This window comes from Kitasatospora purpeofusca, from assembly GCF_036010405.1.
Lineage (GTDB): Bacteria > Actinomycetota > Actinomycetes > Streptomycetales > Streptomycetaceae > Kitasatospora > Kitasatospora purpeofusca.
Map to the genome: position 1 here is coordinate 7053116 of NZ_CP108561.1, position 26177 is coordinate 7079292.

Genomic DNA, 26177 nt, shown 5'->3' on the forward strand with positions numbered 1-26177 from the left:
CCCGGGCGGCCCTCGCGGACCGGCCACGACGCGCCCCGCCGGGGGCGCCGACTGTCCAAGAGGGCCGCCGACCTGGCATGGTGGCGGCTGGACACTGGCCCTTCCTGTCCCGAGCGCCACCGACGGGCAACCCCCGCCCGGGGCGCGCGTAGCTGATCGAGTCGGATGCGAGACGACGTGGACCATTCCGCCGCCCGGGCAGCCGCGGCCACCCCCGAACCGGGGCAGCTGCACGCGGTGCTCGTCCTGGCCGCCAGTAGCGGCGGCATCGGTGCGCATGTGCGCTCCTTGGCACAGGGCCTGGTCGCGCACGGAGTGACCGTCACGGTGTGCGCCCCCGCCGGGGCGGACGCGCTGTACGGCTTCTCCCGCACCGGCGCGCGGTTCCACCTGGTCGACATCACCCCGACCGCGGGCGCCCGCAGCGACGCCACCGCGATCGGCGAGCTGCGCCGCGCCTTCACCGGCGCCGACGTGGTGCACGCCCACGGCCTGCGCGCGGGGCTGCTGTCCGACCTCGCGCTGCGCACCGCCGGCCGCTTCCCGGGCCTGCGCCCGGAGACGCCGCTGGTGGTCACCTCGCACCACGCGCTGGACGCCACCGGCATGGAGCGCCGCCTCCAGCGGCTGATGGAGCGGCGGGTGGCGCGCGCCGCCGACCTCGTCCTGGGCGCCTCCTCCGACCTGGTGGCCCGGGCCCGCGAACTCGGTGCCACCGACGCCCGGCTGGGCCCGGTCGCGGCCCCGCCGATGCCCGAGGCGCGGCTGCCCAGGGCCGGGGCCAGGGCGGCGCTGCTCGACGGCGGCCCGGACCGCCCGCTGGTCCTCGCGGTCGGCCGGCTCGTCCCGCAGAAGGCCTTCGGGCTGCTGCTGGACGCGGCCCGCGACCTGGCCGCGCTCACGCCCGAGCCGCTGGTGCTGCTGGCCGGGGACGGCCCGGAGGCCGCCGGGCTGCGCGAGCGGGTGACCGCCGAGAAGCTGCCGGTGCGGCTGCTCGGCTACCGCACCGACGTGTCCGACCTGCTGGCCGCCGCCGACGTGCTGGTGCTCCCCAGCCGCTGGGAGGCCCGCTCGCTGGTGGTGCAGGAGGCGATGCGGGCCGGCGTGCCGGTGGTCGCCACCGCCGTCGGCGGCATCCCCGAACTGGTCGGCGATGCCGCCGTACTGGTCCCGCCCGGCGACGCGGCGGCCCTCGGGCGGGCGGTGCGGGAGCTGCTGGCCGACCCGGAGCGCCGCGAGCGCCTGGTGGCGGCCGGCCGGCAGCAGGCGGAGACCTGGCCGGACGAGGCCGCCACCGTCGCCCAGGTGCTCAGCACCTACGACGAGCTGGTGCAGCGCAACGGGTGAGCGCGACGGTGGCGGCGGGTCAGACGGTGGCCTGCTCGCCGGCCCGCTCGCCGGCCCGCTCGCCGGCCCGTTCGGCGGCCGGGCCGTCCGGCTGGGCCGACAGGTAGGCGCCGCCGCAGGCGGTGAGCCGCAGCGCGGTGTCGATCAGCGGGACGTGGCTGAAGGCCTGCGGGAAGTTGCCGACCTGGCGCTTGAGCCGCGGGTCCCACTCCTCGGCGAGCAGCCCGAGGTCGTTGCGCAGCGACAGCAGCCGGTCGAACAGCTCCCGTGCCTCCTGCACCCGGCCGATCATGGCGAGGTCGTCGGCCAGCCAGAACGAGCAGGCCAGGAAGGCGCCCTCGTGGCCGGAGAGGCCGTCGACGTTGTTCCCCGACTCGTCGTGGGTCGGGTAGCGGAGCACGAAGCCGTCCTCGGTGGACAGCTCGCGCTGGATCGCCTCGATGGTGCCGATCACCCGCTTGTCGTCGGGCGGCAGGAAGCCGACCTGCGGGATGAGCAGCAGCGAGGCGTCCAGCTCCTTGCCGCCGTAGTACTGGGTGAAGGTGTTGCGGCCGGGGTCGTAGCCCCGCTCGCAGACGTCCCGGTGGATGGTGTCGCGCAGCTCCCGCCAGCGCTCCAGCTGGCCGCCGGCCGGGGCGTCCTCGGGGGTCTGCTCCAGCAGCTTGATGGTGCGGTCCACCGCGACCCAGGCCATCACCTTGGAGTGGACGAAGTGCCGGCGCGGCCCGCGGACCTCCCAGATGCCCTCGTCCGGCTCGGTCCAGTGGTCCTCCAGGTACTCGATCAGCCGCAGCTGGAGGTGGTGGGCGTGGTCGTTGCGGACCAGACCGGTCATGTGGGCCAGGTGCAGCGCCTCGACGACCTCGCCGTAGACGTCCAGCTGGAGCTGGCCGGCCGCGCCGTTGCCGACCCGGACCGGCTGCGAGCCCTCGTAGCCGGGCAGCCAGTCCAGCGCGGACTCGGTGAGCTCGCGCTCGCCGGCGATGCCGTACATGATCTGGAGGTTCTCCGGGTCGCCCGCGACCGCGCGCAGCAGCCACTCGCGCCAGGCCTTGGCCTCGTCGCGGTAGCCGGTGCGCAGCAGCGAGGAGAGGGTGATCGCGGCGTCCCTGAGCCAGGTGTAGCGGTAGTCCCAGTTGCGCTCGCCGCCGATGTCCTCGGGCAGCGAGGTGGTGGGGGCGGCCACGATCCCGCCGGTGGGGGCGTAGGTGAGGCCCTTGAGGGTGATCAGCGAGCGGACCACGGCCTCCCGGTAGGGGCCCTGGTAGGTGCACTGGCCGACCCAGTCGAGCCAGAAGTCGGCGGTGGCCTCCAGCAGTCCCTCGGCGTCCGGCGGGGTCGGCTGCTCCAGGTGGGAGGCCTGCCAGGTGAGGGCGAAGGCGATCCGTTCGCCGGCCCGGACGGTGAAGTCGGCATAGGTGGTGAGGTTGCGCCCGTAGGTGTCGGCCTCGCCGTCCAGCCAGACCGAGTCCGGCCCGGCCACGGCGACGGTGCGGTGGCCGCCGTCGGGCTGCTCCACCCGGTGCACCCAGGGGACGACCCGGCCGTAGCTGAAACGCATCCGCAGGGCGGAGCGCATCCGCACGGTGCCGGCCACGCCCTCGACGATCCGGATCACCTGCGGCACGGCGTCCTTCCCGGCCAGCGGGCGGGGCGGCATGAAGTCGATGACCCGGACGGTGCCGCCCTGGGAGTCCCACTCCTGTTCCAGGATCAGCGAGTCGCCCCGGTAGCGGCGGCGGTCGGCGGGCACGGCGGGGGCGGCCGCGGTGGGCGGCGGGACCCTCAGGTCGCCGGTGTCGGCGAGCCTCGGCCGCGCGGCCGAGGGGTCGGCCGGTTCGGCGGCGGGCGCGGTGGCCGGGTGCGGCAGTGCGGTGGCCACCGCCTCGGCGGGGCCGATCCGCCAGAAGCCGTGTTCGTCGGTGCCGAGAAGGCCGGCGAACACCGCCGGCGAGTCGAACCGGGGCAGACAGAGCCAGTCGACCGCTCCGTCCCTGCTGACGAGGGCGGCGGTCTGCATGTCCCCGATGAGTGCGTAGTCCTCGATACGGCCGGCCACGTGATCTCCAGTTCGCAATGTGGTCACGACGCATCGGCGATCCGAGGGGGAGCCAGCGGGACCGCGGGACCTGGGCCACCCCGGGACGTCCGGCCCTCCGTGGGGTGGTGGCGGGCCTTGCCGGAGCATCCGCGAGGGCTCGGTCGAGCCTCTGGGTGGGTGGGAGGAGCGGCACTGCGGGGAGGTCCGGTCGCGCATCGGGGACCGAGAGGTTCCTGACCCTCCCACGCCCTCCGCGAGCTCGTGTTGTCGGCGATGCGTCCGAGCAGCTTACGACGGACGAAAGGGGCGAAGCACGCGGGCGCAGCGCGATGTGGCGCCGCATTTCGGCGGAAATACCGCGCATCGCGGGAGCGGCCGTCAGGATGGCTCGGAAGGATCAGCTCCGGATGGCACGAAGTGGGGATCCGCCGATGGCCCGCCCGAGGGCTCCGGACCGCCGCCGGGTGGCCCGGACGGGCGGGTGGTGCAACGGGTGTGACCGTTGCGCCGGATGGTGCGCCGGTGGTGCGCCTGGCGTGCGCCCCGGGAGCGCCCCTGCGGCTCCCCGACCGGAAACCGGGGCCCCGGGGCCCGCCGACGGCGGGCCGGAACGCGTCCGGGCCGGGTCGCTGATACCCTGGTATCCCGTGGACCGGTGGGATCAAACGCCCCGGACCGGCCGAACCGACGACCCTCAGGGCTCCGTGCGCAGCACCGCCCTCCCCCGTCGCGACGGCGAGCCGCGAGCCTCCCACCACGTCACCTTCGACACGCGACCCACGGGAGCCCCCTCTTGGCACAGCCCCATTCCGGCAAGGCATCGAACGGCCGCGCCGTGACGACCAAGCACCTCTTCGTCACCGGGGGTGTCGCCTCGTCGCTCGGCAAGGGCCTCACCGCCTCCAGCCTCGGTGCCCTGCTCAAGGCCCGCGGCCTGCGCGTGACGATGCAGAAGCTCGACCCGTACCTCAACGTGGACCCGGGCACCATGAACCCGTTCCAGCACGGTGAGGTCTTCGTCACCGACGACGGCGCCGAGACCGACCTCGACATCGGTCACTACGAGCGGTTCCTCGACACCAACCTGCACGGGTCGGCCAACGTCACCACCGGCCAGGTGTACTCGACCGTCATCGCCAAGGAGCGCCGCGGCGAGTACCTGGGCGACACCGTCCAGGTCATCCCGCACATCACCAACGAGATCAAGTCCCGGATCCGCCGGATGGCGACCGAGGACGTGGACGTGGTGATCACCGAGGTCGGCGGGACCGTCGGCGACATCGAGTCGCTGCCGTTCCTGGAGGCCGTCCGCCAGGTCCGCCACGAGGTCGGCCGGGACAACGTCTTCTTCGTGCACGTCTCGCTGCTCCCCTACATCGGCCCCTCGGGCGAGCTCAAGACCAAGCCGACCCAGCACTCCGTCGCCGCGCTGCGCAACATCGGCATCCAGCCCGACGCCATCGTGCTGCGCGCCGACCGCGAGGTGCCGCAGGCCATCAAGCGCAAGATCTCGCTGATGTGCGACGTCGACGAGGAGGCCGTGGTCGCGGCCATCGACGCCAAGTCGATCTACGACATCCCCAAGGTGCTGCACGGCGAGGGCCTGGACGCCTACGTCGTCCGCCGCCTGGACCTGCCGTTCCGCGACGTGGACTGGACCACCTGGGACGACCTGCTGCGCCGCGTCCACGAGCCGCAGCACATCGTCAAGGTCGCCCTGGTCGGCAAGTACATCGACCTCCCGGACGCCTACCTGTCGGTGACCGAGGCGCTGCGCGCCGGCGGCTTCGCCAACAACGCCCGGGTCGAGATCAAGTGGGTCACCTCGGACGACTGCGAGACCCCCGAGGGCGCCCGCGAGCAGCTCGGCGACGTGGACGCGATCTGCATCCCCGGCGGCTTCGGCGACCGCGGCGTCAACGGCAAGGTCGGCGCGATCACCTTCGCCCGCGAGAACAAGGTGCCGCTGCTCGGCCTCTGCCTGGGCCTGCAGTGCGTCGTCATCGAGGCCGCCCGCAACCTGGCCGGCCTGCCCGAGGCGAACTCCACCGAGTTCGACGCCGCCGCCAAGCACCCGGTCGTCTCCACCATGGCCGAGCAGCTGGCCATCGTCGACGGCAAGGGCGACCTGGGCGGCACCATGCGCCTGGGCCTCTACCCGGCCAAGCTCGCCGAGGGCTCGATCGTCCGCGAGGTCTACGCGGGCGAGCAGTACGTCGAGGAGCGCCACCGCCACCGCTACGAGGTCAACAACGCCTACCGCGCGGACCTGGAGAAGACCGGCCTGCAGTTCTCCGGCCTCTCCCCGAAGGGCGACCTGGTCGAGTACGTCGAGTACCCGCGCGAGGTGCACCCCTACCTGGTGGCCACCCAGGCCCACCCGGAGCTGAAGTCCCGGCCGACCCGCCCGCACCCGCTGTTCGCGGGTCTGGTCAAGGCCGCGATCGAGATCAAGACGGCGCCGGCCGACGCCCAGTAGTCCCGGTCCGTTCCCCGGACGGCGGTCCCGCGATTCCTGCGGGGCCGCCGTTCGGCGTTAGATTGTGTCGTACTGACGAAAAGGGGAGAGCGTGATGGACGACCGCAGCACCGCCGATGTCGCCGACGTGGCCGAGGAGTGGGAGATCCGGGGGAGCACCACCCCGTTCCAGGGCCGGGTCACCGGGGTGCGCACCGAGGAGGTCCTGATGCCCGACGGCAGCTGGGCCCGCCGGGACTACCAGACCCACCCCGGATCGGTCTCCGTCCTCGCCCTGGACGAGCGGCAGCGGGTGCTGATCCTGCGCCAGTACCGCCACCCCGTCCGCCAGCGGCTCTGGGAGCTTCCGGCCGGGCTGCTCGACGTGCCCGGCGAGAACCCGCTGCACGCCGCCCAGCGCGAGCTGTACGAGGAGGCGCACTGCAAGGCCGGGGAATGGCGGGTGCTGGTCGACTTCTACACCTCGCCCGGCGGCACCGACGAGGCACTGCGGCTCTTCCTCGCCACCGACCTCTCCGAGGCCGAGGGGGACCGGTACGAGGCGCACGGGGAGGAACTGGAGCTGGAGTCCGCCCGGGTGCCGGTCGAGGAGCTGGTCCGGCTGATCCACGCCGGCGAGCTGCACAACCCGACCCTGATCACCGGGACCCTGGCGGTGTACGCGGCCCTGCACGGGCCCGGGGGGCTGGACGCGCTGCGGGCGGCGGACTCGCCGTGGCCCGCGAGGCCGTTTATCTGAGGCTCGGCTCGCCTCCGGGGCGCTTTTGTCCGGTGCCGACGGTCGGCGCTCCAACGCCGCTCCTTCGTCGCGTCGTCCTCGCTTCTCCCTTTCGGCACCGGCGCGCCCCTTCGGCTCGCTCGCGGTCCGTGCGTGGTGGGGGTCACGGCGGGTGGGTGGGGGTCGGGGTGCGGGGTTCGGTGACCGGCTGGCGCACCCCCTCGGCCTGGTCGCGGTCCGTGCGTGGCGTGAGTGAGGGCTCCTCGTGGTGGTGTCCGACCGGGGTCTCCACGGGTGAGTTCTGGCGGGTTTGGGGCCGGGGGGGTGATTTACCGGTTCGTACGACCGGATGTCACCTCGGTCGGGGCGGGCGGCCGAACTACGCTTCGCAGACGGGGCGTCCGTCGCGGGCGGCCGCCGGTCGGTGCTGGGTGACGTCGGGAGTGGCACGGGTGGCGAGGAAGACGGCGACCATGGAGGCCGGGACCGGCGCGCCCGCCGAGCGTGTTCCCGGGCTGGACCGGCTGCCCGCCGGCCCCGCCCTGTTCGTCGGCCGGCGCACCGAGCTGGCCGCGCTCCGGGCCGCCGCCGTGCGTCCGGCCGAGGGCCGCAGCCCGGTGCTGGTCCTGGCCGGGCGGCCCGGTTCGGGCCGTACCGCGCTGGCCGTCCGGTTCGCCGTCACCGTCGCCGGCCAGTACCCCGACGGTGTGCTGTTCGCCCGGCTGTCCGCCCCCGACGGCGGCCGGGTGCCGCCCGCCAGGGCCGCCCGCCGGTTGCTGGAGCAGCTCGGCGCGGACACCGCCGACGTCCCGCTGCCCGGCGCCGCCGGGGACGGCCGGGACGACCCGGCGTGCGTCGCGCTGCGCGCCGCGCTGACCGGGCGGCGGGTGCTGCTGGTGCTGGACGACGTCCGGGACGCCGGGCAGCTGTGGCCGCTGCTCGCGGACGAGCCCGGCTGCCTGGTGCTCGCCACCACGGCCGGGCCGCTCACCGGGATCGAGGACATCGATCCGGTGATCCTCGGCGGGCTCGACCGGACGGCCGCCGCCGAGCTGCTCGGCGACCTGGTCGGCGGCACCAGGATCGGCTGCGACCCGGTCGGCGCGGCGGACCTGGCGGAGGCCTGCGGCTCCCAGCCGGCGGCGCTGCGGCTGATGGCCGGGCGGCTGCGCGGCAAGCCGGAGCTGGCGGTGACGGAGGCGGCGAAGGAACTGCTGCGGGCCGTCGCCGAGGCCGGGAAGGCGGAGCCGGAGGGCGTGAAGGAGCCGGTGGAGGCCGTGGAGCCGCCGGCGCCGAACGGGAAGGGCAAGGGGGAGCAGGGCAAAGGGGAGCGGGGCAAGGGGCGGCGCGGGGCGGCCGTGACCGGGCCTGAGCCCGCCGCCGCGGTGGACCCGCCGGCGGAGCCGGCCCGTGACCCGGCCGCCTGGGTCCGGCCCGGGCCGGAGCCCGCCGAACCCGTCCCGGTACCCGACAACGACCCGCTGGTCGGCGCCTTCACCCTGGCCTACGCCGGTCTGACCGCCGCACAGGCCCGGATGCTGCGCGCGCTCACCCTGGCCCCCGCCCAGTCCGCGGACCCGCGCACCGCCTCCGCGCTGGTCGGCTGCCCGGCCCCGGAGGCCGCGACCACCCTGGCCGCGCTCGCCGAGCGGGAGCTGCTGGCCGAGGAGCCGCCGGCCGCGGACGGCACCGCCCGCTACCGCGTCCCCGGCCGGCTCCACCCCCGGCTGGTCCGGCTGCGCGAGCGGGACGACCGGCCCGCCGAGATCGAACTGGCCCGGGCCCGGCTGCTGGAGCGGCTGGTCCGGCTCACCGAGTCGGCCCGCTCGCTGCTCGACTCGTCCGAGGGCGCCGGGCCCGACCCGCTGCCCGGTCCGCTGCGCCTGAAGTCCGCCGCCCATGCCCGGGAGTGGCTGCTCGGCGAGCGGGACCCGCTGCTCGGCGCGGTCGCCGATGCGATCGGCCAGGGCGATCTCGACGGCTCGGCGGGCCGGCTGGTCACCGCGCTGCTCCGGTCGCTGCCGCTGACCGGCGCCGCCGCCCCGGCCGACCTCCACCAGTTGCACGAGCTGGTGCTGACGGTGGCCGAGCGCCACGGCCGGCCGCGCCGGGCCTCGGCCGCGCTGCTCAACCTGGGCGACCTCCAGGCCGCCGCGGGCCGCTGGGAACAGGCCTCCGGGCACTACCGGGCGGCCCTGGAGCACGCCAGGACCGCCGACGACGAGGCGCTCTGTGCCCGCGCGCTGGAGGGCGCGGCGGGCTGTCACCGGGCGCTCGGCGATGCCGTGCGCGCCGCCGATTGGTACGGCCGGGCGCTGGGTGTCCGGCAGTCGATGGGGGACCAGGCCGCCGAGGCCCGGCTGCTGGCCCGGGTGGCCGAGGCGCACGCGGCCCAGCGCCGGTTCGACGAGGCGGAGCGGGAGTACCGGGCGTCCCTCTCGGTGCTGCGCCGGATCGGTGACGAACGGGGCCGGGAGGCCGTCGCCGCCGCCCTCGCCGAGCTGCGGGAACGGGTCTCCGCCGGGTGGTAGGTCCCGGTTCAGGAGTATTGTCGAATATGCCTGGTCGGCACGGCTTTGGCAGGAAGATCGCGATGGAAGCCTACGAACCTGCCAATGAGCTCGACGGATTTATTCACTTTGGAAGGCTGACAGGCCGCCTGGGCTTCATTACACTCGTACTCAGTCGCGCAGCGAGCCGTGCCCCGGTGCCATCCGGAGGCTTCCCCCCGTGCGCGTCGCCCGCCGGTCTTCTCCGGTAGGGACCCCCATGGCAAGAGGACGTGTTTAGCCGTGAAGGTCGGCATCCCCCGCGAGGTCAAGAACCACGAGTACCGCGTGGCCATCACGCCCGCCGGCGTGCATGAGCTCGTCCGCAACGGGCACGAGGTCTACATCGAGGACAACGCCGGTGTCGGCTCCTCGATCCCGAACGAGGAGTACGTGGCCGCCGGCGCCACCATCCTCCCCACCGCCGACGAGGTGTGGGCCACCGCCGACCTGCTGCTGAAGGTCAAGGAGCCCATCGCGCAGGAGTACCACCGCCTGCGCAAGGGCCAGACGGTCTTCACGTACCTCCACCTGGCGGCCGACCGGGCCGGCACCGACGCGCTGGTCGCCTCCGGCACCACCGCCATCGCGTACGAGACCGTGCAGCTCGCCAACGGCGCCCTGCCGCTGCTCGCCCCGATGTCCGAGGTCGCGGGCCGGCTGGCCCCGCAGGTCGGCTCCTACCACCTGATGCGCCCGGCCGGCGGCCGCGGTACCCTCCCGGGCGGCGTCCCCGGCACCCACCCGGCCAAGGCCGTCGTCATCGGTGGCGGCGTCTCCGGCTGGCACGCGGCCACCATCGCCATCGGCATGGGCTACGACGTGACCCTGCTGGACCGCGACATCAACAAGCTGCGCGAGGCCGACAAGATCTTCGGCACGAAGATCAAGGCCATCATGTCCAACTCCTTCGAGCTGGAGAAGGCCGTCATCGAGGCCGACCTGGTCATCGGCGCGGTGCTGATCCCGGGCGCCAAGGCCCCGAAGCTCGTCACCAACGAGCTGGTCTCCCGCATGAAGCCGGGCTCCGTGCTCGTCGACATCGCCATCGACCAGGGCGGCTGCTTCGAGGACTCGCACGCCACCACGCACGCCGAGCCGACCTTCCAGGTCCACAACTCGGTCTTCTACTGCGTGGCCAACATGCCGGGCGCCGTCCCGAACACCTCCACCTACGCGCTGACCAACGCGACGCTGCCGTACGTCGTCGAGCTGGCCAACCGGGGCTGGAAGGACGCGCTGCGCCGCGACGCCGCGCTCGCCAAGGGTCTGAACGTCCACGAGGGCCAGATCACCTTCGCCGCCGTCGCCGAGGCGTTCGGCCTGGAGTCGGTCTCCCTGGAGTCCGTGCTCGCCTGAGCACCACCCAGTGTCGCCCCCGACCCGATGTCCTCGGGTCGGGGGCTTCGCCGTGCCCGTCCGCGGGGTCACGCTGTGTCCCCGCGGAGGGTGTGAACGACGGGTGAACCCGGTGACGACTTCGGGGGCGGAACGGGTGGGTCGCTCTGTCGTCAATTTCTGTGGGTCGTGTCACCCCACCGCAGAAACGTTAGGGTCAAGGGCCCTCGCATCCCTTGACAGAGGGTTGCCCGATAGTCGACACATCCTGCCCACTACCGTGGATTGTGTTGCTGCGAACGCCTTGAACGGCCTAGAGTCGCAAACCGTCGGCATGCTGCCACGCTGACGAATCGACATAGAGTCCTGGATGCCCAAGGAGGTAAGACGACTTGTGAATGAGTCGACATTTGCTCCCGGGGGTGGTCAGCCAGGACTGGCGGAGCACACCGCCGGCCAGCCGAGTGGGGAGTCCGGGGCCAGGCAGGCCTCCGTGGGCTCGGCCGAGGTCGGCTCGGTCGCTCTCCGTACTTTCGAAGCACGCCAGAACACAGCACAGGTGACCACGGTGACCGACTACGACGCCGAACTGCCGGCCCACGGCCTGGCCTACGGCGAGTTCGCCTACGGCGCCTACGACGACCCCGACGCCGAGTACGAGCCGGACCCGGAGTACGCGGCCACGCTCGCCCCCGACGCCGCGCGTCAGCGCCGCGAGCGGATCGGCCCGACCGGACGTCCGCTGCCGTACTTCCCGATCCCGGCGCCGGTGGCCGAGCACGGCCCCGCCCAGATCATCGCGATGTGCAACCAGAAGGGCGGCGTCGGCAAGACCACGTCGACCATCAACCTGGGTGCCGCGCTCGCCGAGTACGGCCGCCGCGTGCTGCTCGTCGACTTCGACCCGCAGGGCGCCCTCTCCGTCGGACTCGGCGTCAACCCGATGGAACTCGACGTCACCGTCTACAACCTGCTCATGGAGCGCGGGCTGACGGCCGATGAGGTGCTGCTGAAGACGGCCGTGCCGGGCATGGACCTGCTGCCGTCCAACATCGACCTCTCCGCCGCCGAGGTGCAGCTGGTCAGCGAGGTGGCCCGGGAGTCCGCGCTGGCGCGCGCCCTGAAGCCGCTGCTGCCCGACTACGACTTCGTCATCATCGACTGCCAGCCCTCGCTGGGTCTGCTGACGGTCAATGCGCTGACGGCCGCTCACAGCGTGATCGTGCCGCTGGAGTGCGAGTTCTTCGCACTGCGCGGTGTCGCGCTGCTCACCGAGACCATCGAGAAGGTCTGCGAGCGGCTCAACCCGGAGCTGCGGCTGGACGGCATCCTCGCCACCATGTACGACTCCCGCACCGTGCACAGCCGCGAGGTGCTGGCGCGCGTCGTCGAGGCGTTCGGCGAGCACGTCTTCCACACCGTCATCGGGCGGACCGTGCGCTTCCCGGAGACCACCGTCGCCGGCGAACCGATCACGACGTACGCGACCAATTCGGTCGGTGCCGCCGCCTACCGCCAGCTCGCCAGGGAGGTGCTCGACCGGTGCCGCCCCGCCGAGTGAGTCTCCCGGGGGCCGACGAGCTGTTCCGAACCACCGGCGGGATGGCGCTCTCGCCGTCCCTCGCGTCGCGTTCGGCCGTCGAGGCGCCCAGACCGGAGACCGCCCGGGCGGTCAACGGCGCCGGTGACCCGGACGGCGCCGGGGGCGCCGACGAGGTCGCCGCAGCCGGTGGCGTCGGCCCGGCCGACGGCGGCGAGGGGCCGGAGCGCGCCGGGAACGGCGCGGACCGGGACGGGGACCAGGCGGGCGGCCGACGGAGCATGCGCCGCGAGACCGGTGCGGCGGGCGCCTCCGTGCCCGCCCCCGCACAGCCGGGCGGCCGGACCTCGGCCCCGGCGCCGCGCCAGCACGCCGGCGCGGTCGAGGACCAGACGGGTGCCGCGGGGCGGCCCCGTCCGCGTGGCCGTGCCCCCCGCCGCCCCAGCGGGCGCGAGCGGCACGACGAGAAGATCACCGTCTACGTGTCCGCCGAGGAGCTGATGGACCTCGAACACACCCGGCTGGTGCTCCGCGGTGAGCACGGCCTGGCGGTGGACCGGGGCCGGATCGTGCGGGAGGCCATCGCGGTCGTCCTGGCGGACCTGGAGCAGCGCGGCGAGGCCAGCATCCTGGTGCGGCGGCTGCGCGGGCGCTGAGCCCGTGCCTCGGGGCCGCGGGGGGTCCGGGGCGGGTCGCGGTTCGCGCGGCGGCAGGCGTTCGGGAGGGCTCGCGGCCGTCCCGGCGGGTCGCGGGGCGGCGTGGCGAGGCCGTCGGGCCCCGGGACGGCGGCTGTGCGGGCGGTGAGCGCCCGCCTCGCGGCCGCGGGGGGCCGGGGCGGGCCCGGGGCCGTGCGGCGGCCGTGCGGGCGGCTGCGGGGCCGGAGGGACCGGCGTGTCGGCGGCCCCGGTGCGGGGTGACCGGTGCTGCCGGGCGAAGATGGACCGTCATGCCGAGCACGTCCGAGAGCCCCGTCGTCGCCCAGGCCGCCGCTGTCGCTGCGGCGGAGCCCGGCGCGTCGGCCGCCGTGGGTGCGGCGGGTGCCGGTGGTGGGGGCGGGGCGGGTACCGACGGGCCGCAGGGCGGCTTCCGGGTCCGGCTGGACAACTTCGAGGGCCCGTTCGACCTGCTGCTGAGTCTGATCGCCAAGCACCGGATGGACGTCACCGAGGTGGCGCTGGCGACGGTCACCGACGAGTTCCTCGCCCACATCAGGGCCATGGGGCCGGACTGGGACCTGGACGCGGCGACCGAGTTCCTGGTGGTCGCCGCCACCCTCCTCGACCTCAAGGCGGCCCGGCTGCTGCCCGCCGCCGAGGTCGAGGACGAGGAGGACCTCGCCCTGCTGGAGGCACGCGACCTGCTCTTCGCCCGGCTGCTCCAGTACCGGGCCTACAAGCGGGCGGCGGCGCTGTTCGGGGAGCGGTGGGCCGCCGAGCTGCTCCGGCGCCCGCGCAGCGTCGGTCTGGAGCCCCGGCACGCCGCGCTGCTGCCCGAGGTCGTGATCAGCATCGGCACCGAGCGCTTCGCGCAGCTCGCCGCCCGGGCGATGACGCCCAAGCCCCCGCCGGTCGTCTACGTCGACCACATCCACAGCCCGCCGGTGAGCGTGCGCGAGCAGGCCGGTCTGGTGGTCGACCTGCTGGCCGAGCTGGGCGAGGCCACCTTCCAGCAGCTGGTCGCGGACGCCCCGGACACCATGGTGGTGGTCGCCCGCTTCCTGGCGCTGCTGGAGCTGTACCGGGAGCGGGTGCTCGCCTTCGAGCAGCCGGACGCGCTCGGCGAGCTGGTGGTGCGCTGGGTGGCCGAGGCGGACCGGGGCGCGGTCGAGGTGACGGACGAGTTCGACCGGCCGGTGGACGAGGCGGCGGCGAGGAGTGAGGACGGGCGATGACGGTCGGGAACGGCGAGGCGGGCGGTGGACGGCCGGCCAGGCGGGCGCTGGGGGTCCCGGGGCAGCCGAGGGCCGAGGAGTGGCAGGAACCGGCGCCGAGCGTCCTGGAGGACGGTCCGGTGACGGCTCCCGGGGCCGTCCCTGCGGTCACAGCCGCCGTCGCGGCCGTCGCGGTCGAGGTGGTCGCAGCGGTCGAGGCGGCCGGGGCGGTGCCGGTGGAGGTGGTGCACCAGAAGTCGGCTCCGTCGACTTCTCCGGCTGATTCTCCGGCGGAGCTTCCCGAAGACTTCTCCGCGGATCTTCCCGGCCTCCCGGCGGAGGACGGGCCGGGCCTGCGGGCGGAGCTGGAGGCGATCCTGATGATCGTCGACGAGCCGGCCGCCGAGGCCCACCTGGCCGCCGTGCTGGAGCGCCCGCGGGCGGAGGTGGCCTCTGCCCTGCGCGGACTGTCCGCCGAGTACACCGCCCAGGGGCGCGGCTTCGACCTTCGGCAGGTGGCCGGCGGCTGGCGTTTCCACAGCCGTGCCACCTGCGCTCCGGCCGTCGACCGCTTCGTCCTGGACGGCCAGCAGGCCCGTCTGACCCAGGCGGCACTGGAGACCCTGGCGGTGGTCGCATACCGGCAACCGGTGTCCAGATCGCGGGTCTCCGCCGTCCGCGGTGTGAACTGTGACGGCGTGATGCGTACCCTGGTACAGCGAGGACTGGTGGAAGAGGCCGGATCCGAGCCCGAAACAGGTGCGATCCTGTATCGGACGACGAACTACTTCCTGGAACGGATGGGGCTCCGCGGCCTGGACGAGCTGCCGGAGCTCGCCCCGTTCCTGCCCGAGGTCGACGACGTGGAAGCGGAGTCCCTGGAGGGCACGATGATCGCGGAGGCGGTCGCCGCCGCTGCCGCGAAGGCTGCGGACGGCAGTGGCGAGGCCGGTCGGGCTGCGCCTGATCGGTAGGGGGCGGTGAGGTCGGCCGAAACGACCGCACAGCCCAGACGGTAACGACGTACGGACACTTTGATGCGTAGCAGTGGCAACGGCAGGAACAGCAGCGGCGGCGGCAGCGGCAGCGCTCGCGGCGGACAGGGCGGGGGCCGGGGCGGCTCCTACGGGGGCGGCGCGAGCCGCGGCGGCTCGGGTGAGCGCGGGGGTTCGTACGGCGGCGGCGCGAGCCGCGGCGGTTCCGGCGAGCGCGGCGGGTCCTACGGCGGCGGCTCCGGCCGTGGCGGCTCGGGTGAGCGCGGCGGTTCGTACGGCGGCGGCTCCGGCTCCGGCCGTGGCGGTTCCGGTGCGCCCCGCGGTGGATCCGGCGCGCCCCGCGGTGGATCCGGCGCGGGCCGTCCGGGCTCCGGTGCGGGCCGTCCGGGCTCGGGTGCGGGCCGTCCGGGCTCCGGCTCCGCTTCGTACGACCGACGGGACGACCGACGGGACGACCGCCGTGACGACCGGCGCGACGACCGCCGTGACGACCGTCGTTTCCCGGACCGCCCGCTGCGGCCCGAGGAGCGCAGGTACGACCGCCCCGAGTTCGGCGGCGGCCCCAACGCCACCCCGGCCCGCGGCAGCTACACCGGTCGCCGGCCCGGCCCGGCCCCCCGGCCGCGCCGTGAGGGCGCGCCCGCCCCGGGCGACCCGCGCCGCCAGCCGCAGCGTTCGCGCGAGCTGCAGGCCCGGATCGAGGACGCGGTGCTGGCCCGGCACGACAAGCCGGCCGTGAAGCTGCCGAAGACCTTCGGCGAGCCCGAGGGCGAGCGACTGCAGAAGGTGCTGGCCCGGGCCGGCATCGGCAGCCGTCGCGCCTGCGAGGAGCTGATCGAGCAGGGCCGGGTCGACGTCAACGGCAAGCGCGTCACCGAGCAGGGCAAGCGCGTCGACGCGGAGAAGGACGAGATCAAGGTGGACGGCCTGACCGTCGCCACCCAGTCCTTCCTGTTCTTCGCGCTGAACAAGCCGGCCGGCGTGGTCTCCACCATGGAGGACCCGGACGGCCGCCAGTGCCTCGGCGACTACGTGACCAACCGGGAGACCCGGCTGTTCCACGTCGGCCGTCTGGACACCGAGACCGAGGGCATCATCCTGCTCACCAACCACGGCGAGCTGGCCCACCGCCTCACCCACCCCCGGTACGGCGTGACCAAGACCTACCTGGCCGCCATCCAGGGCCCGATCCCGCGCGACCTGGGCAAGCAGCTCGCCAAGGGCATCGAGCTGGAGGACGGCTACGCCCGCGCCGACAGCTTCAAGGTGGTCTCGAACGTCGGCAAGAACTACCTGGTCGAGGTGACCCTGCACGAGGGTCGCAAGCACATCGTCCGCCGGATGCTGTCCGAGGCGGGCTTCCCGGTCGAGAAGCTGGTGCGCACCCACTTCGGGCCGATCGCGCTCGGCGACCAGAAGTCCGGCTGGCTGCGCCGGCTGACCAACCCCGAGGTCGGTCAGCTGATGAACGAGGTCGGGCTGTAACACCCCGACCCCAGGGTCCCCGGAGGGCCTCCCCGCCGATCGGCGGGGAGGCCCTCCGTCGTTCGGCGGATCCGTGGTGAAGCGGACCGCATCGTGGGGTGATCACCTTGTCAGCCCGGTGATCCGTGGCCGAGGATTGCCACCTGACCGCGACCCGCCGGGTGGCGGGAGTGCGCCACCCCCGTGCGGGGGGCGATGGGCGAACGGGGGAGCGACGCCGTGTCCGATGCACCACTCAGTGCTCTGGGACTGGCCGGACCGGACGGGCGGGTCTACGCGGCGCTGGTGGCCAACCCGCAGTCCACGGCCGAGGACCTCGCCGGGCTCTGCGAACTGACCCCCCAGCAGAGCCTGCGGGCCCTGGACCGGCTCGCCCAGCAGGGCATGGCCACCCGGGCCCCGGTGGACCGCCAGCGCTTCCTGCCGGTCGCCCCGGACGTCGCGATCGGCACCCTGATCGGCCACCGGGAGTCCGAACTGCGGCACGCCCGGGCCGAGATGCACCGGCTGATGGACGCCTTCCGGGAGGCGTCCCGGTACACCGACCCGGCGCACTCGGTCGAGGTGCTGACCGGGGGTGAGGCGATAGCCCAGCGACTGGAGCACATCACCGGCACCAGCCAGTACCAGATCCGCGGCTTCGACTGCCCGCCCTACATCCAGGACCCGGTCGCCAACATCCCGCTGCAGCGGCAGCGGCTGGGGGAGGGCGTGCGGTTCCGGACCATCTACGACCGGGAGGCGGTGGCCTGGCCGGGCCGGCTGGAGAAGAACATCCTGGCCGGTGTCGCCGACGGGGAGGAGGCCAGGGTCAGGCCGGTGCTCCCGATGAAGATGGTCATGTCGGACGACCGGATGGCGATCATCCCGATCAGCGTCGGCGACAGCGTCCTCGACGCCGCCTATGTGATCCACCCCTCGGCCCTGCTCCAGGCCCTGGACACGCTCTTCGAGGCGGAGTGGGAGCGGGCCGTCCAACTGCAGGCCGCGATCGGCACCGGGGACGGGGCGCTGGAACCGGAGGCCGACCACCGCAAGCTGCTGGGCCTGCTGGCGGCCGGCCTCACCGACGAGTCGATCGCCCGCTCGCTGGGCTGGAGCGCCCGGACGACCCAGCGCCGGCTCCAGTCGCTGATGCGCGAGCTCGGTGCCACCACCCGCTTCCAGGCCGGGATGGCGGCCCGGGAGCGGGGCTGGCTGTAGGGCGCGTCCGCCGGACCCGCCGGACCCCGCCGGGCAGGAGCGGGCCCGAGGACGTGCCCCGGGATCCGCGGGCGCGGCCGGGCGGGGCCGGGCGGGACGTCAGCTCCAGGGGGAGAGGGACGCCCAGCGGCCGTCCGGGCCCCGTTCGACCTTCTCCAGGCCGACCACGGCCGTGCGGTTCAGCCGCCCGTAGATGTGCGGGAACAGCACCCCGGGAGTGGCCCCGGACGGCGGTGCGCCGTTCGGGGCCTCCCACTTGACCATCGGTTCCACCAGTGACTCCTCGATCAGCAGCACCATCAGGGGTCCGCGGGTGTCGGCGAAGAAGGCGTTGGCCACGGCCAGCGCGGTCGGCTCGTCCGCCGAGCAGTGGATGAACCCGTCGGTGAGCAGCGAGGCGGTCGCGTACGGCCGCCCGGGGTCGGCCAGCCAGTCGTCCAGGGGAGCGAGGTGCAGGATCATGCTCCTGTTGTACCTGCTCCGGCCGGGCCCGGACGGGCGCCCGGGCCGCCGCCGCTCACAGGCCGGCCACCTTCGACGAGGCGGAGATCTCGTACACCAGCGTCAGCGTGCGGCGGGCGCCCGGGCCGAGCGGGACGTCCCAGCGCACGATGCCCTCGGCGTCGAAGGCGTCCGGCACGGGTGAGCACTCCTCCTTGCGCAGCCGCACCTCCACCGCCGCGACCTCGGAAACCGGCACCCGTTCGCGCACCGCGACCAGCTGCTCGTCCCGCTCCTCCGGGCCGGAGAACCGGGACAGGTGCAGCCGCACCGTGCGGGTGGTCACCGAACGCTGGCTCAGGCCCGCGGTGGACCGGCGCTCCTCGGTCTCCCGCACCACCCGGTAGCCGTCCGAGCTGCCGAAGGACAGCTCGGTGTCGGCGCCCGCCGCGGTGAACGGCAGCTGCCCGCGCCCGGTGAACCCGCTGCCGCGGACCAGCTCCACCGGCCCGGCGAGCAGCGGGTGGCCGGCCGTGTTGCGGAACCGGACCACCTGGGTCACCAGCGGCGACAGCTCAGGTGCGCAGGTGAACTCGCTGTGCGCCGGACCGTCGAAGGAAGCCAGCGGCACCCGGTGCGCCTTGCCGTCGGACGGCACGGTGGCCGGGGCCGGGGCGGTCAGCACCCGCACCTCGCCGCCGTCGTCCACACCCGGCACCACGCCGTCCGGGCCGAGTTCGGAGATCGCCTCCTCGCGCAGCTCGACCTCGACGGCGCGCTTCTCCTCGCTGGTGCGCTCGCGCAGCACCAGGACGTCGTCGACCAGCGCCGGGGGCTCGGTGGCCAGCGCCGACCGGGCGGTGGAGAAGGTCAGCCGGGCCCCGTCCCAGCTCTCACCGGTGCGCTGCCAGACCACCGCCTCGGACTCCAGCCGCAGCACGCCGTCGGCCAGGGTGGCGCGGTAGGACGGCCGCCACAGGGCGCACGGCACCAGATGGTGCACGGTGAGCCGGGCCGGACCGGCGGTGGCCGCCTCGACGGTGAGTTCGAGGTGGGCGACCAGTTCGGCGGGCCGCTCCTCGGACTCCTCCAGGGCACCGAGCGCCGCGGCGCGGTCCACCTCCAGCCGGCGCAGCCGGACCCGGGCGGCGCGCAGTTCCTCGCCGTGCTGCTCGCGGCCGGAGTCGACCCGGTCCAGCTCGCGGTGCCAGCGGGTGCGTTCGACCTCGCCGGCGCCGGCGTCCTCGCCGACCTCCCGCAGCAGATCGGCGCTGAGCTGGGCGAGCAGGGCCAGTCGGGCCTCCAGCCGGTCGGTCAGCCGCTGCTCCTCGCGGATCCGGACCTCCAGGGCGTGCAGCCGGTGGCGCAGCCCGGAGTCGCCCGGGCCGGGCGGCAGGGGTGCGCGGGGGGTCCAGGCGCGGGTGATCCGGGCGTCCAGGACACGGACGCCCGGGGTGTCCGACTCGGCGCGCAGGGTGCGGTCGACGGCGAGGGCGGTGAGCGGGCCGAGCCGCAGCCGCTGGACGCCGGGGGCGAGGTCCGGGGTGGCGGTGCGGCCGATCCGGGCGCGGTCCTCCAGGCAGGTGACGGTGGTGACGGGCAGCGGCGTCACGGGGTGCGGGGCGGTGGTGCCTGCGGGGCCTGGGGTGTCCGGCCCCGGGGCGCCCGCGCTCGCGGCGCCGGGGAGGGGGGTGACGGTCATCGTTCAGTTCCTCCGGTTTCCGCCGACGATGGCCTTTCCGGCCGGGATTCTGATCTGGTAGCCGCCGTCCAGCTCGGCCCGGCCGCCCGGCGGCAGGTCGACCCGTCGGAGCCGGGTGCCGGGCGGGCACTCGGGGGACGGTTCGTCCGGTGCGTGCCAGCCGGGCCGTTCCTCGATCCGGACATCGGCGTCGGAGCTGACCGGTACCCGTTCGCGGACCTCGACGGTGACCGGGCGGCCGAGCCGGTTGGCCAGTTCGACGCGCACCCGGTGGTCGAGCACGGTGCTGCTGTTCAGCATGCCCGCGGTGGACTCGTGCAGCTCGGTACGGCGCGTCACCTCGACCGACTCGGCGACACCGATGCCCAGTCGGCGCACACCGCCGGGGGCGAGGGTGGGCAGGGCCCCGGTGAGCAGGAACTCGTCGTCGACGGTCACCTCGACCGGGCCGGCGAGCACGGCGCGGGCGGTGCCGTTGGTGAGCACCAGGGTCGCGTAGACCCGCTCCTCGACCGAGGGCACGGCGACGTACTCGGGCCGCACGCTGACCGCGATGTCGTCGATCGTGACGGTGTGCCAGGTGCCGTCGGACGGGATGTCGGCGGGGGCGGCGGCGTCGAAGCGGTGGTCGAAGGAGCCGGCCGAGACCCGGGGCGGCACCGCGTGCAGCGGCATCGGGAGGCGCTGCAGCCGGGCGCCGTAGGGGCCGACCGCGGTTCTGATGCCGGCGCCCGGACGGAACCCGCGGTGCAGGGTGCCGCGCCGGTCGGTGTCGCCGTCCGGGCCGAGCAGTTCGAGCACGGGGTAGTCGAGCAGCCGTTCGTCCGGGACCGGCGGTCCGGTCGGGGGAGCGAACGGGCCGGGCGCGCCGGCGAGGAGGAAGTCGGCCTCCTCGGCGAATCCGGCGGGGCCGGCAGCTCCGGCAGCTCCGGCGCCTTCGGTGGTGAAGGCGGCGCGGACGCGGCGGGCCTCGGGCGGCAGCGGCACCCCGCCGTAGCCGCCGAACGTGGGCGGCTCGTCGGCCGCGCGCATGCCGCCCTGGGTGCCGCCGCGGGCTCCGCCGCCTGCGGGGCGACGGCCGAAGCCGCCCGGGGCCTGGGGGGCCGGGGGCGGGAAGGACCCCGGGGCGGGGAACGAGGCCACGGGGGCCGGGGGCGGGGGCGGCGCGGCGACGGCCGGGGCGGTCGGGGTGATCGGGGCGGTCGGGGTTGACACCGCGAGCGGCGCCCCGGGGGAGCGGAGCGGACGGTCCGGCACCGGGCGCGGGCCCACCGCGTCGTAGGCCGAGAACAGGTCGGACAGCCCGGCCGGGGGCTCGCGCCAGCCGGAGGGCGGCGGGGCCGGCTGGCTGCGGCCGATCCGCAGGGAGCGCAGCTTGGGCAGCTCGGTGCGGCGTTCCAGGTCGGCGGTGGAGAGGGCGAGGCGGACGCCGCTCCAGTCCTCGTCGGTCTGCTGGGCGACGGAGGCGCGCAGGACCAGGCGGCCGGTGTCGTCGCCCTGGCGGTAGGACAGCCGGTAGGAGGGCACCCAGCGGGCGGCCTGGACGGTGTACTCCAGCTCGATGTCCAGCTCGGGGGCGGTGGCTTCGGTGCCGGTGGGCGCGGTGGGGGCAGTGGTGCTGAGGGTGAGGAGGGCGGTGGTCGCGGTCGTGATCGCCTCCTGCGGGTCGGCGGTGGTCGCGCGGGCGATCCGGTCGGCGAGCAACTCGGTCTCGTGCTCGGCGAGTTCGATGTCCCTGGTGAGCGCCTCGGCGCGTCCCTGGAGCCGTTCGAGGCGTTCGTCGACGAAGTCGGCCAGTTCGAGCCAGGCGTCGGCCGGCGTACGGCGCAGCGGTTCGTCGCGGCGCCGGGCCGGCGGGACGGCGCGCAGCGCGATGGTCTCGGCGACGGCGGCGAGCACCAGCCGGAGGCGTTCGCGCAGGGTGCTCTCGTGCTCCCTGGCCGCGTCCAGCCGCAGGCGCAGTTCGGGCAGTTCGGAGGGGTCGCGGAGTTCGGCGACGGCCTCCAGCCGGGCCCCGGTGACGGCGGTGCCGGCCGGGCCGGAGAGCACCCGGGCGCGCAGCGAGCGTTCGTCGAGTCTTCCGGGCAGGCCGGTCAGCCGGACCCGCCCGTCCGGGGGCAGTGCCACCCGGGCCCGGCGGCGGCAGACCGCGCCGGCGGCGTGGACGACGACGGACTCCAGGACCGAGGGGACGGTCGGGGCGGTGCTCCCTCCTCCGGTGTCCCCGGTGTCCCCGGTGTTCCCGATGTCCGCGGTGTCCCCGGTGTTCCCCGTGGCGGATCCGGTGGTGGTGCTGTGGTCCTGCGGTTGATGCTGGTCGCTGCTGTGCTGATCGTTCACCCGGCCAACCCCTTCGTCGCGTACCTTCGGCGCCGAGCGCGCGCCGAGCCTTCTCCCGGGCGGCCCATCCTGCCGTGTGCCCGTTCCCGCGTCCCCGGTTTTCCGTCGTGCGTGGCGTGCGGTCGGTCGCGCTCGGTCGGCGGCGTCCGGACGGTGCGGTGGGTGGAGGGGCGGTGCCGTCGCGGGGCGGTGCCGTGGCGGGCGGTGCGGGTCCGTGTGAGTGGGGACGGTCGCGGGGCCCGGCGCGGTTGCGGACGGCGGCCGCGTGGGGGGTGGCGATGGGGGAGGATAAGGCGGACCCGGTCCGCGGTGCTGGTCCGTGCCGGTCCTAGTCGTCCCGTGCTGTTCCGTGCTGTTCCGTTCTGTGAGGAGAGCCACCCCGCCATGCGCACAGCTGTCGTCGTCGGTACCGGACTCATCGGCACCTCCGCCGCGCTCGCCCTCACCGGACGGGGTCTGACCGTCCATCTGGAGGACGCCGACCCGGATGCCGCCCGCACCGCCGCCTCGCTGGGCGCCGGCACGATCGAGCCGGCCGACGGCCCGGTGGACCTGGCGATCATCGCCGTCCCGCCCGCGCTGGTCGGCAAGGTGCTCGCAGACTGCCAGCGGCGCGGCCTGGCGCAGTACTACACCGACGTCGCCAGCGTGAAGGACGGTCCTCGGGCCGAGATCGCCGCGCTCGGTTGCGACACCGTCCACTACCTCGGCAGCCACCCGATGGCCGGGCGGGAGCGGTCCGGTCCGCTGGCCGCCCGGGCCGACCTGTTCGAGGGCCGGCCGTGGGTGCTCACGCCGACCCCCGACACCGACACCGGGACGCTGAACGCCGTCCTGGAACTGGTCGCGCTCTGCGGGGCCATGCCGATCGTCATGGACGCCGCAGCCCACGACCGCGCGGTCGCCCTGGTCTCGCACGCCCCCCAGCTGCTCTCCTCGCTGGTCGCCGCCCGGCTGGAGCACGCCGACGAGACCGCCATAAGGCTCTCCGGCCAGGGCGTCCGGGACGTCACCCGGATCGCCGCCTCCAACCCGGCGATGTGGGTGGACATCCTGTCCGCCAACGCGGGCGCGGTGGCGGACGTGCTGGCGGAGTTCGCCACCGACCTCGGCGAGACCGTCACCGCGCTGCGCGCCCTGCAGGCCGCCGAGGAGGCCGAGCGGCAGGGCGGCACGGCGGGCATCGAGGCGGTCATGCGGCGCGGGAACACCGGCCAGGCCCGGATCCCGGGCAAGCACGGCGCACCGCCCACCCGCTACGAGAACGTGGCCGTCGTGCTCGGCGACCAGCCCGGCGAGCTGGGCCGGCTGTTCGGCGAGGTCGGCGCGGCCGGGGTCAACATCGAGGATGTCGTGATCGAGCATTCGAGCGGCCAGCAGGTGGGCTTCGTCCAGCTCGCGGTGGCGCCGGGTGCGGTCCGGGCGCTGACGGCGGCGCTGCGGTCGAGTGGGTGGAGCGTCCGGGACTGAGGGTCCTGCGGGCCCGTCGACCGTCCCGCCGACCGTCCCGGTCCGGGACGGTTGCCGGGCCCGGGGCTGGGCGGGCGCGGAGGGGTCGGCGGGGGTGGCTGCGGAGCGCTCGGCACCGGCGGGGCCGGGTCGGGCGCCGGTCCATTAACCTTGAGGGAGACAATCCCCGGCTGCCCCGTAGATCCGGGTCGCCATGCTCAGGGATCAGACATCACAGATCCGAGCTTCAGAGAGAGGTTCCCGCCGTGGACACTGCCGACCGAGCGCACGCCCCGGTCGTCGTCGCCATCGACGGACCCTCCGGCTCCGGCAAGTCGACCGTCTCCCGGGCGGTCGCCGCCCGGCTGGGCCTGAGCTTCCTGGACACCGGTGCCATGTACCGGGCGATGACCTGGTGGATGCTGGCCAACGACATCGACGTGGACGACCCGGAGGCGGTGGCGGTCGCCTGCGGCAAGCCGGTGATCGTGTCCGGCACGGACGCGGACGGCCCGACCATCACGGTCGACGGCCGCGACGTCTCCGGCCCGATCCGCGGCCCCGAGGTGACCGCGCAGGTCAGCGCCGTCTCCGCGGTGCCGGCGGTGCGTGCCCGTCTGGTCGAGCTGCAGCGCGGCTGCGCCGGTGTCGCCGAGCGCGGCATCGTCGCCGAGGGCCGGGACATGGGGAGCGTGGTCTTCCCGACCGCCACCGTCAAGGTCTTCCTGACCGCGTCGGAGGCGGCCCGGGCCGAGCGCCGGGCGGCCGAGCTGCGGGCCAAGGGCCTGGACGAGGCGACCATCACCGCGATGGCCGCCGACCTGGCCCGCCGGGACGCGGCGGACTCCTCGCGGGCGACCGCGCCGCTCACCCAGGCCGCGGACGCCGTGCTGGTGGACACCAGCGAGCTCACCCTGGAGCAGGTGATCGACCGGATCACGACGCTGGTCGAGCAGCGGGCCGGAGCCGCGCTGTCGACGGTCTGAGACCGGCCGGACCGTTCGGTCCGGCTCCTCGACTCCTTGAATGATCGACCGGGACTCCCGGCAAGAACTTTCTGACAACAACGGGGTGCCGCGGTGGCACCCGAACCCATTCGCGCTGCCCCGGAGGGGCAGGTACGCACGGCGCGCCCCTGGGAAGGGCCGCACCGGGAAACGGACAGTACGAACATGACCGCAGAGCACACCTCCACCGGCCCCGGCGAGCTGGACGCCGCCGACTACGCCGAGTTCATGGCGCTCGCCGCCGAGGAGGGCTTCGACCTCGACGACATCGACGGCTTCGGCGACGGCAGCCACGCCCCGCTGCCGGTGCTGGCCATCGTCGGCCGCCCGAACGTCGGCAAGTCGACCCTGGTCAACCGCATCATCGGCCGCCGCGAGGCCGTCGTCGAGGACAAGCCCGGCGTCACCCGCGACCGCGTCAGCTACGAGGCCAACTGGAACGGCCGCCGCTTCAAGGTCGTCGACACCGGCGGTTGGGAGATCGACGTCCTCGGCCTCGACGCCATGGTCGCCGCCCAGGCCGAGCTGGGTATCGAGCAGGCCGACGCGGTGCTGTTCGTGGTCGACGCCACCGTCGGTGCCACCGACACCGACGAAGCCCTGATCAAGATCATCCGCCGGGCCGGCAAGCCGACCGTGCTCTGCGCCAACAAGGTCGACGGCCAGTCCACCGAGGCCGAGGCCGCCTACCTCTGGTCGCTCGGCCTGGGCGAGCCCTACCCGGTCTCCGCCCTGCACGGCCGCGGCTCCGGCGACCTGCTGGACGCCGTGATGGCCGCCCTGCCCGACGCCCCGCCGCAGACCTTCGGCGACGCCGCCCCCGGCGGCCCGCGCCGGGTCGCGCTGATCGGCCGCCCGAACGTCGGCAAGTCCAGCCTGCTGAACAAGGTCGCCGGCGAGGACCGCGTCGTCGTCAACGAGCTGGCCGGCACCACCCGTGACCCGGTCGACGAGATGATCGAGCTCGGCGGCAAGACCTGGAAGTTCGTCGACACCGCCGGCATCCGCCGCCGGGTCCACATGACCGCCGGCGCCGACTTCTACGCCTCGCTGCGCACCTCCGCCGCGCTGGAGAAGGCGGAGGTCGCGGTCGTCCTGGTCGACTGCAGCGAGACCCTCGCCGAGCAGGACACCCGGATCATCACGATGGCCGTCGAGGCCGGTCGTGCCGTCGTCATCGCCTACAACAAGTGGGACCAGCTCGACGAGGAGCGCCGCTACTACCTGGAGCGCGAGATCGAGCGCGACCTCGTCCAGGTGCAGTGGGCGCCGCGGGTCAACGTCTCGGCGAAGACCGGCCGGCACATGGAGAAGCTCGTCCCGGCGATCGAGACCGCGCTGCAGGGCTGGGAGACCCGGATCCCGACCGCCCGGCTGAACGCGTTCCTCGGTGAGCTGGTGGCCGCCCACCCGCACCCGATCCGCGGTGGCAAGCAGCCGCGCGTCCTGTTCGGCACCCAGGCGGGCATCCGGCCGCCGCGGTTCGTGCTGTTCGCCTCGGGCTTCCTGGAGGCGGGCTACCGGCGCTTCATCGAGCGCCGGCTGCGTGAGGAGTTCGGCTTCGTCGGGACGCCGATCTCGATCTCGGTGCGGGTGCGGGAGAAGCGCAGCCGCAAGAAGTGACGAGTGGGCGGGTGGACGCTCCGGTGGGGCCGCTGAGGCGGTGAGCCGGG

Annotated in this window: 19 protein-coding genes; 14 read left to right on the plus strand and 5 right to left on the minus strand. The window is 74.5% G+C overall.

The window, feature by feature from the left end:
- The first annotated feature begins 177 nt into the window (after window positions 1-177).
- Window positions 178-1347: a glycosyltransferase family 4 protein gene (locus tag OG715_RS30935; RefSeq protein ID WP_266274010.1), complete on the plus strand. Its 1170-nt coding sequence runs from the start codon at window positions 178-180 to the stop codon at window positions 1345-1347.
- Between the two features lie 19 nt (window positions 1348-1366).
- Here the strand turns inward: OG715_RS30935 and OG715_RS30940 are convergent, their stop codons facing one another.
- Window positions 1367-3406 carry a glycoside hydrolase family 15 protein gene (locus tag OG715_RS30940; RefSeq protein WP_266274009.1) on the minus strand — a complete coding sequence of 680 codons (2040 nt, stop codon included), beginning with the start codon at window positions 3404-3406 and terminating at the stop codon, window positions 1367-1369.
- An 817-nt stretch (window positions 3407-4223) separates the two neighbouring features.
- Here OG715_RS30940 and OG715_RS30945 point away from each other — a divergent pair.
- Complete coding sequence (locus OG715_RS30945; protein WP_030396093.1) at window positions 4224-5867, plus strand: CTP synthase; 1644 nt, start codon at window positions 4224-4226, stop codon at window positions 5865-5867.
- A gap of 94 nt (window positions 5868-5961) precedes the next feature.
- Window positions 5962-6606 carry an NUDIX domain-containing protein gene (locus tag OG715_RS30950; RefSeq protein ID WP_266274008.1) on the plus strand — a complete coding sequence of 215 codons (645 nt, stop codon included), beginning with the start codon at window positions 5962-5964 and terminating at the stop codon, window positions 6604-6606.
- A 142-nt stretch (window positions 6607-6748) separates the two neighbouring features.
- On the opposite strand, the gene OG715_RS30955 is transcribed toward OG715_RS30950, so the two are convergent.
- On the minus strand, window positions 6749-6877 hold the full coding sequence (locus OG715_RS30955) for a hypothetical protein (protein WP_266274007.1): 129 nt from the start codon (window positions 6875-6877) through the stop codon (window positions 6749-6751).
- 160 nt (window positions 6878-7037) lie between these two features.
- On the opposite strand from OG715_RS30955, the gene OG715_RS30960 reads away from it, so the two are divergent.
- The 8 genes from OG715_RS30960 to OG715_RS30995 all read left to right on the plus strand — a co-directional run bounded on the left by OG715_RS30960 (window position 7038) and on the right by OG715_RS30995 (window position 17565).
- Complete coding sequence (locus tag OG715_RS30960) at window positions 7038-9116, plus strand: tetratricopeptide repeat protein (RefSeq protein WP_266274006.1); 2079 nt, start codon at window positions 7038-7040, stop codon at window positions 9114-9116.
- Between the two features lie 261 nt (window positions 9117-9377).
- Window positions 9378-10493, plus strand: coding sequence for an alanine dehydrogenase (gene ald, locus OG715_RS30965; RefSeq protein ID WP_045940690.1), 1116 nt, complete (start codon window positions 9378-9380; stop codon window positions 10491-10493).
- 472 nt (window positions 10494-10965) lie between these two features.
- The gene (locus tag OG715_RS30970) at window positions 10966-12033 is read left to right on the plus strand and encodes a ParA family protein (RefSeq protein WP_380299711.1); all 1068 of its coding nucleotides are present in this window, start codon (window positions 10966-10968) and stop codon (window positions 12031-12033) included.
- Window positions 12034-12074: 41 nt separating this feature from the next.
- On the plus strand, window positions 12075-12668 hold the full coding sequence (locus OG715_RS30975; protein WP_266274646.1) for a hypothetical protein: 594 nt from the start codon (window positions 12075-12077) through the stop codon (window positions 12666-12668).
- Window positions 12669-12958: 290 nt separating this feature from the next.
- Window positions 12959-13903, plus strand: coding sequence for a segregation and condensation protein A (locus tag OG715_RS30980; RefSeq protein WP_266274004.1), 945 nt, complete (start codon window positions 12959-12961; stop codon window positions 13901-13903).
- 359 nt (window positions 13904-14262) lie between these two features.
- Window positions 14263-14856, plus strand: coding sequence for an SMC-Scp complex subunit ScpB (scpB, locus tag OG715_RS30985; protein ID WP_231978738.1), 594 nt, complete (start codon window positions 14263-14265; stop codon window positions 14854-14856).
- 63 nt (window positions 14857-14919) lie between these two features.
- Complete coding sequence (locus tag OG715_RS30990; RefSeq protein ID WP_266274003.1) at window positions 14920-16362, plus strand: pseudouridine synthase; 1443 nt, start codon at window positions 14920-14922, stop codon at window positions 16360-16362.
- 219 nt (window positions 16363-16581) lie between these two features.
- Window positions 16582-17565, plus strand: a complete 984-nt coding sequence (locus tag OG715_RS30995) for a helix-turn-helix domain-containing protein (RefSeq protein WP_266274002.1) — start codon at window positions 16582-16584, stop codon at window positions 17563-17565.
- A gap of 99 nt (window positions 17566-17664) precedes the next feature.
- On the opposite strand, the gene OG715_RS31000 is transcribed toward OG715_RS30995, so the two are convergent.
- From OG715_RS31000 to OG715_RS31010, 3 genes are read right to left on the minus strand one after another with little or no spacing between them, the layout of a single operon-like run.
- Window positions 17665-18027, minus strand: coding sequence for a DUF952 domain-containing protein (locus OG715_RS31000; protein WP_266274001.1), 363 nt, complete (start codon window positions 18025-18027; stop codon window positions 17665-17667).
- Window positions 18028-18082: 55 nt separating this feature from the next.
- Window positions 18083-19708 carry a DUF4139 domain-containing protein gene (locus OG715_RS31005; RefSeq protein WP_266274000.1) on the minus strand — a complete coding sequence of 542 codons (1626 nt, stop codon included), beginning with the start codon at window positions 19706-19708 and terminating at the stop codon, window positions 18083-18085.
- A 3-nt stretch (window positions 19709-19711) separates the two neighbouring features.
- Window positions 19712-22048: a DUF4139 domain-containing protein gene (locus OG715_RS31010; RefSeq protein ID WP_266273999.1), complete on the minus strand. Its 2337-nt coding sequence runs from the start codon at window positions 22046-22048 to the stop codon at window positions 19712-19714.
- A 384-nt stretch (window positions 22049-22432) separates the two neighbouring features.
- Between OG715_RS31010 and OG715_RS31015 the strand changes: the two genes are divergently transcribed.
- The 3 genes from OG715_RS31015 (at window position 22433) to der (ending at window position 26127) form a co-directional block, all read left to right on the plus strand.
- Complete coding sequence (locus OG715_RS31015; protein WP_266273998.1) at window positions 22433-23518, plus strand: prephenate dehydrogenase; 1086 nt, start codon at window positions 22433-22435, stop codon at window positions 23516-23518.
- A gap of 245 nt (window positions 23519-23763) precedes the next feature.
- Window positions 23764-24483 carry a (d)CMP kinase gene (gene cmk / locus OG715_RS31020; RefSeq protein WP_266273997.1) on the plus strand — a complete coding sequence of 240 codons (720 nt, stop codon included), beginning with the start codon at window positions 23764-23766 and terminating at the stop codon, window positions 24481-24483.
- A 186-nt stretch (window positions 24484-24669) separates the two neighbouring features.
- Window positions 24670-26127 (plus strand): ribosome biogenesis GTPase Der, encoded by a 1458-nt coding sequence (gene der, locus OG715_RS31025; RefSeq protein WP_266273996.1) that lies wholly within the window; start codon window positions 24670-24672, stop codon window positions 26125-26127.
- Window positions 26128-26177 lie beyond the last annotated feature (50 nt).

Bases quoted from the DNA above. Each gene is read 5' to 3' on its own strand.
- OG715_RS30980 (WP_266274004.1), top strand. From the start codon at position 12,959: ATGCCGAGCACGTCCGAGAGCCCCGTCGTCGCCCAGGCCGCCGCTGTC.
- OG715_RS31015 (WP_266273998.1), top strand. From the start codon at position 22,433: ATGCGCACAGCTGTCGTCGTCGGTACCGGACTCATCGGCACCTCCGCC.
- der (WP_266273996.1), top strand. From the start codon at position 24,670: ATGACCGCAGAGCACACCTCCACCGGCCCCGGCGAGCTGGACGCCGCC.
- scpB (WP_231978738.1), top strand. From the start codon at position 14,263: ATGATCGTCGACGAGCCGGCCGCCGAGGCCCACCTGGCCGCCGTGCTG.
- OG715_RS31000 (WP_266274001.1), bottom strand. From the start codon at position 18,027: ATGATCCTGCACCTCGCTCCCCTGGACGACTGGCTGGCCGACCCCGGG.
- OG715_RS31005 (WP_266274000.1), bottom strand. From the start codon at position 19,708: ATGACCGTCACCCCCCTCCCCGGCGCCGCGAGCGCGGGCGCCCCGGGG.
- OG715_RS30950 (WP_266274008.1), top strand. From the start codon at position 5,962: ATGGACGACCGCAGCACCGCCGATGTCGCCGACGTGGCCGAGGAGTGG.
- OG715_RS30990 (WP_266274003.1), top strand. From the start codon at position 14,920: ATGCGTAGCAGTGGCAACGGCAGGAACAGCAGCGGCGGCGGCAGCGGC.
- OG715_RS30975 (WP_266274646.1), top strand. From the start codon at position 12,075: ATGGCGCTCTCGCCGTCCCTCGCGTCGCGTTCGGCCGTCGAGGCGCCC.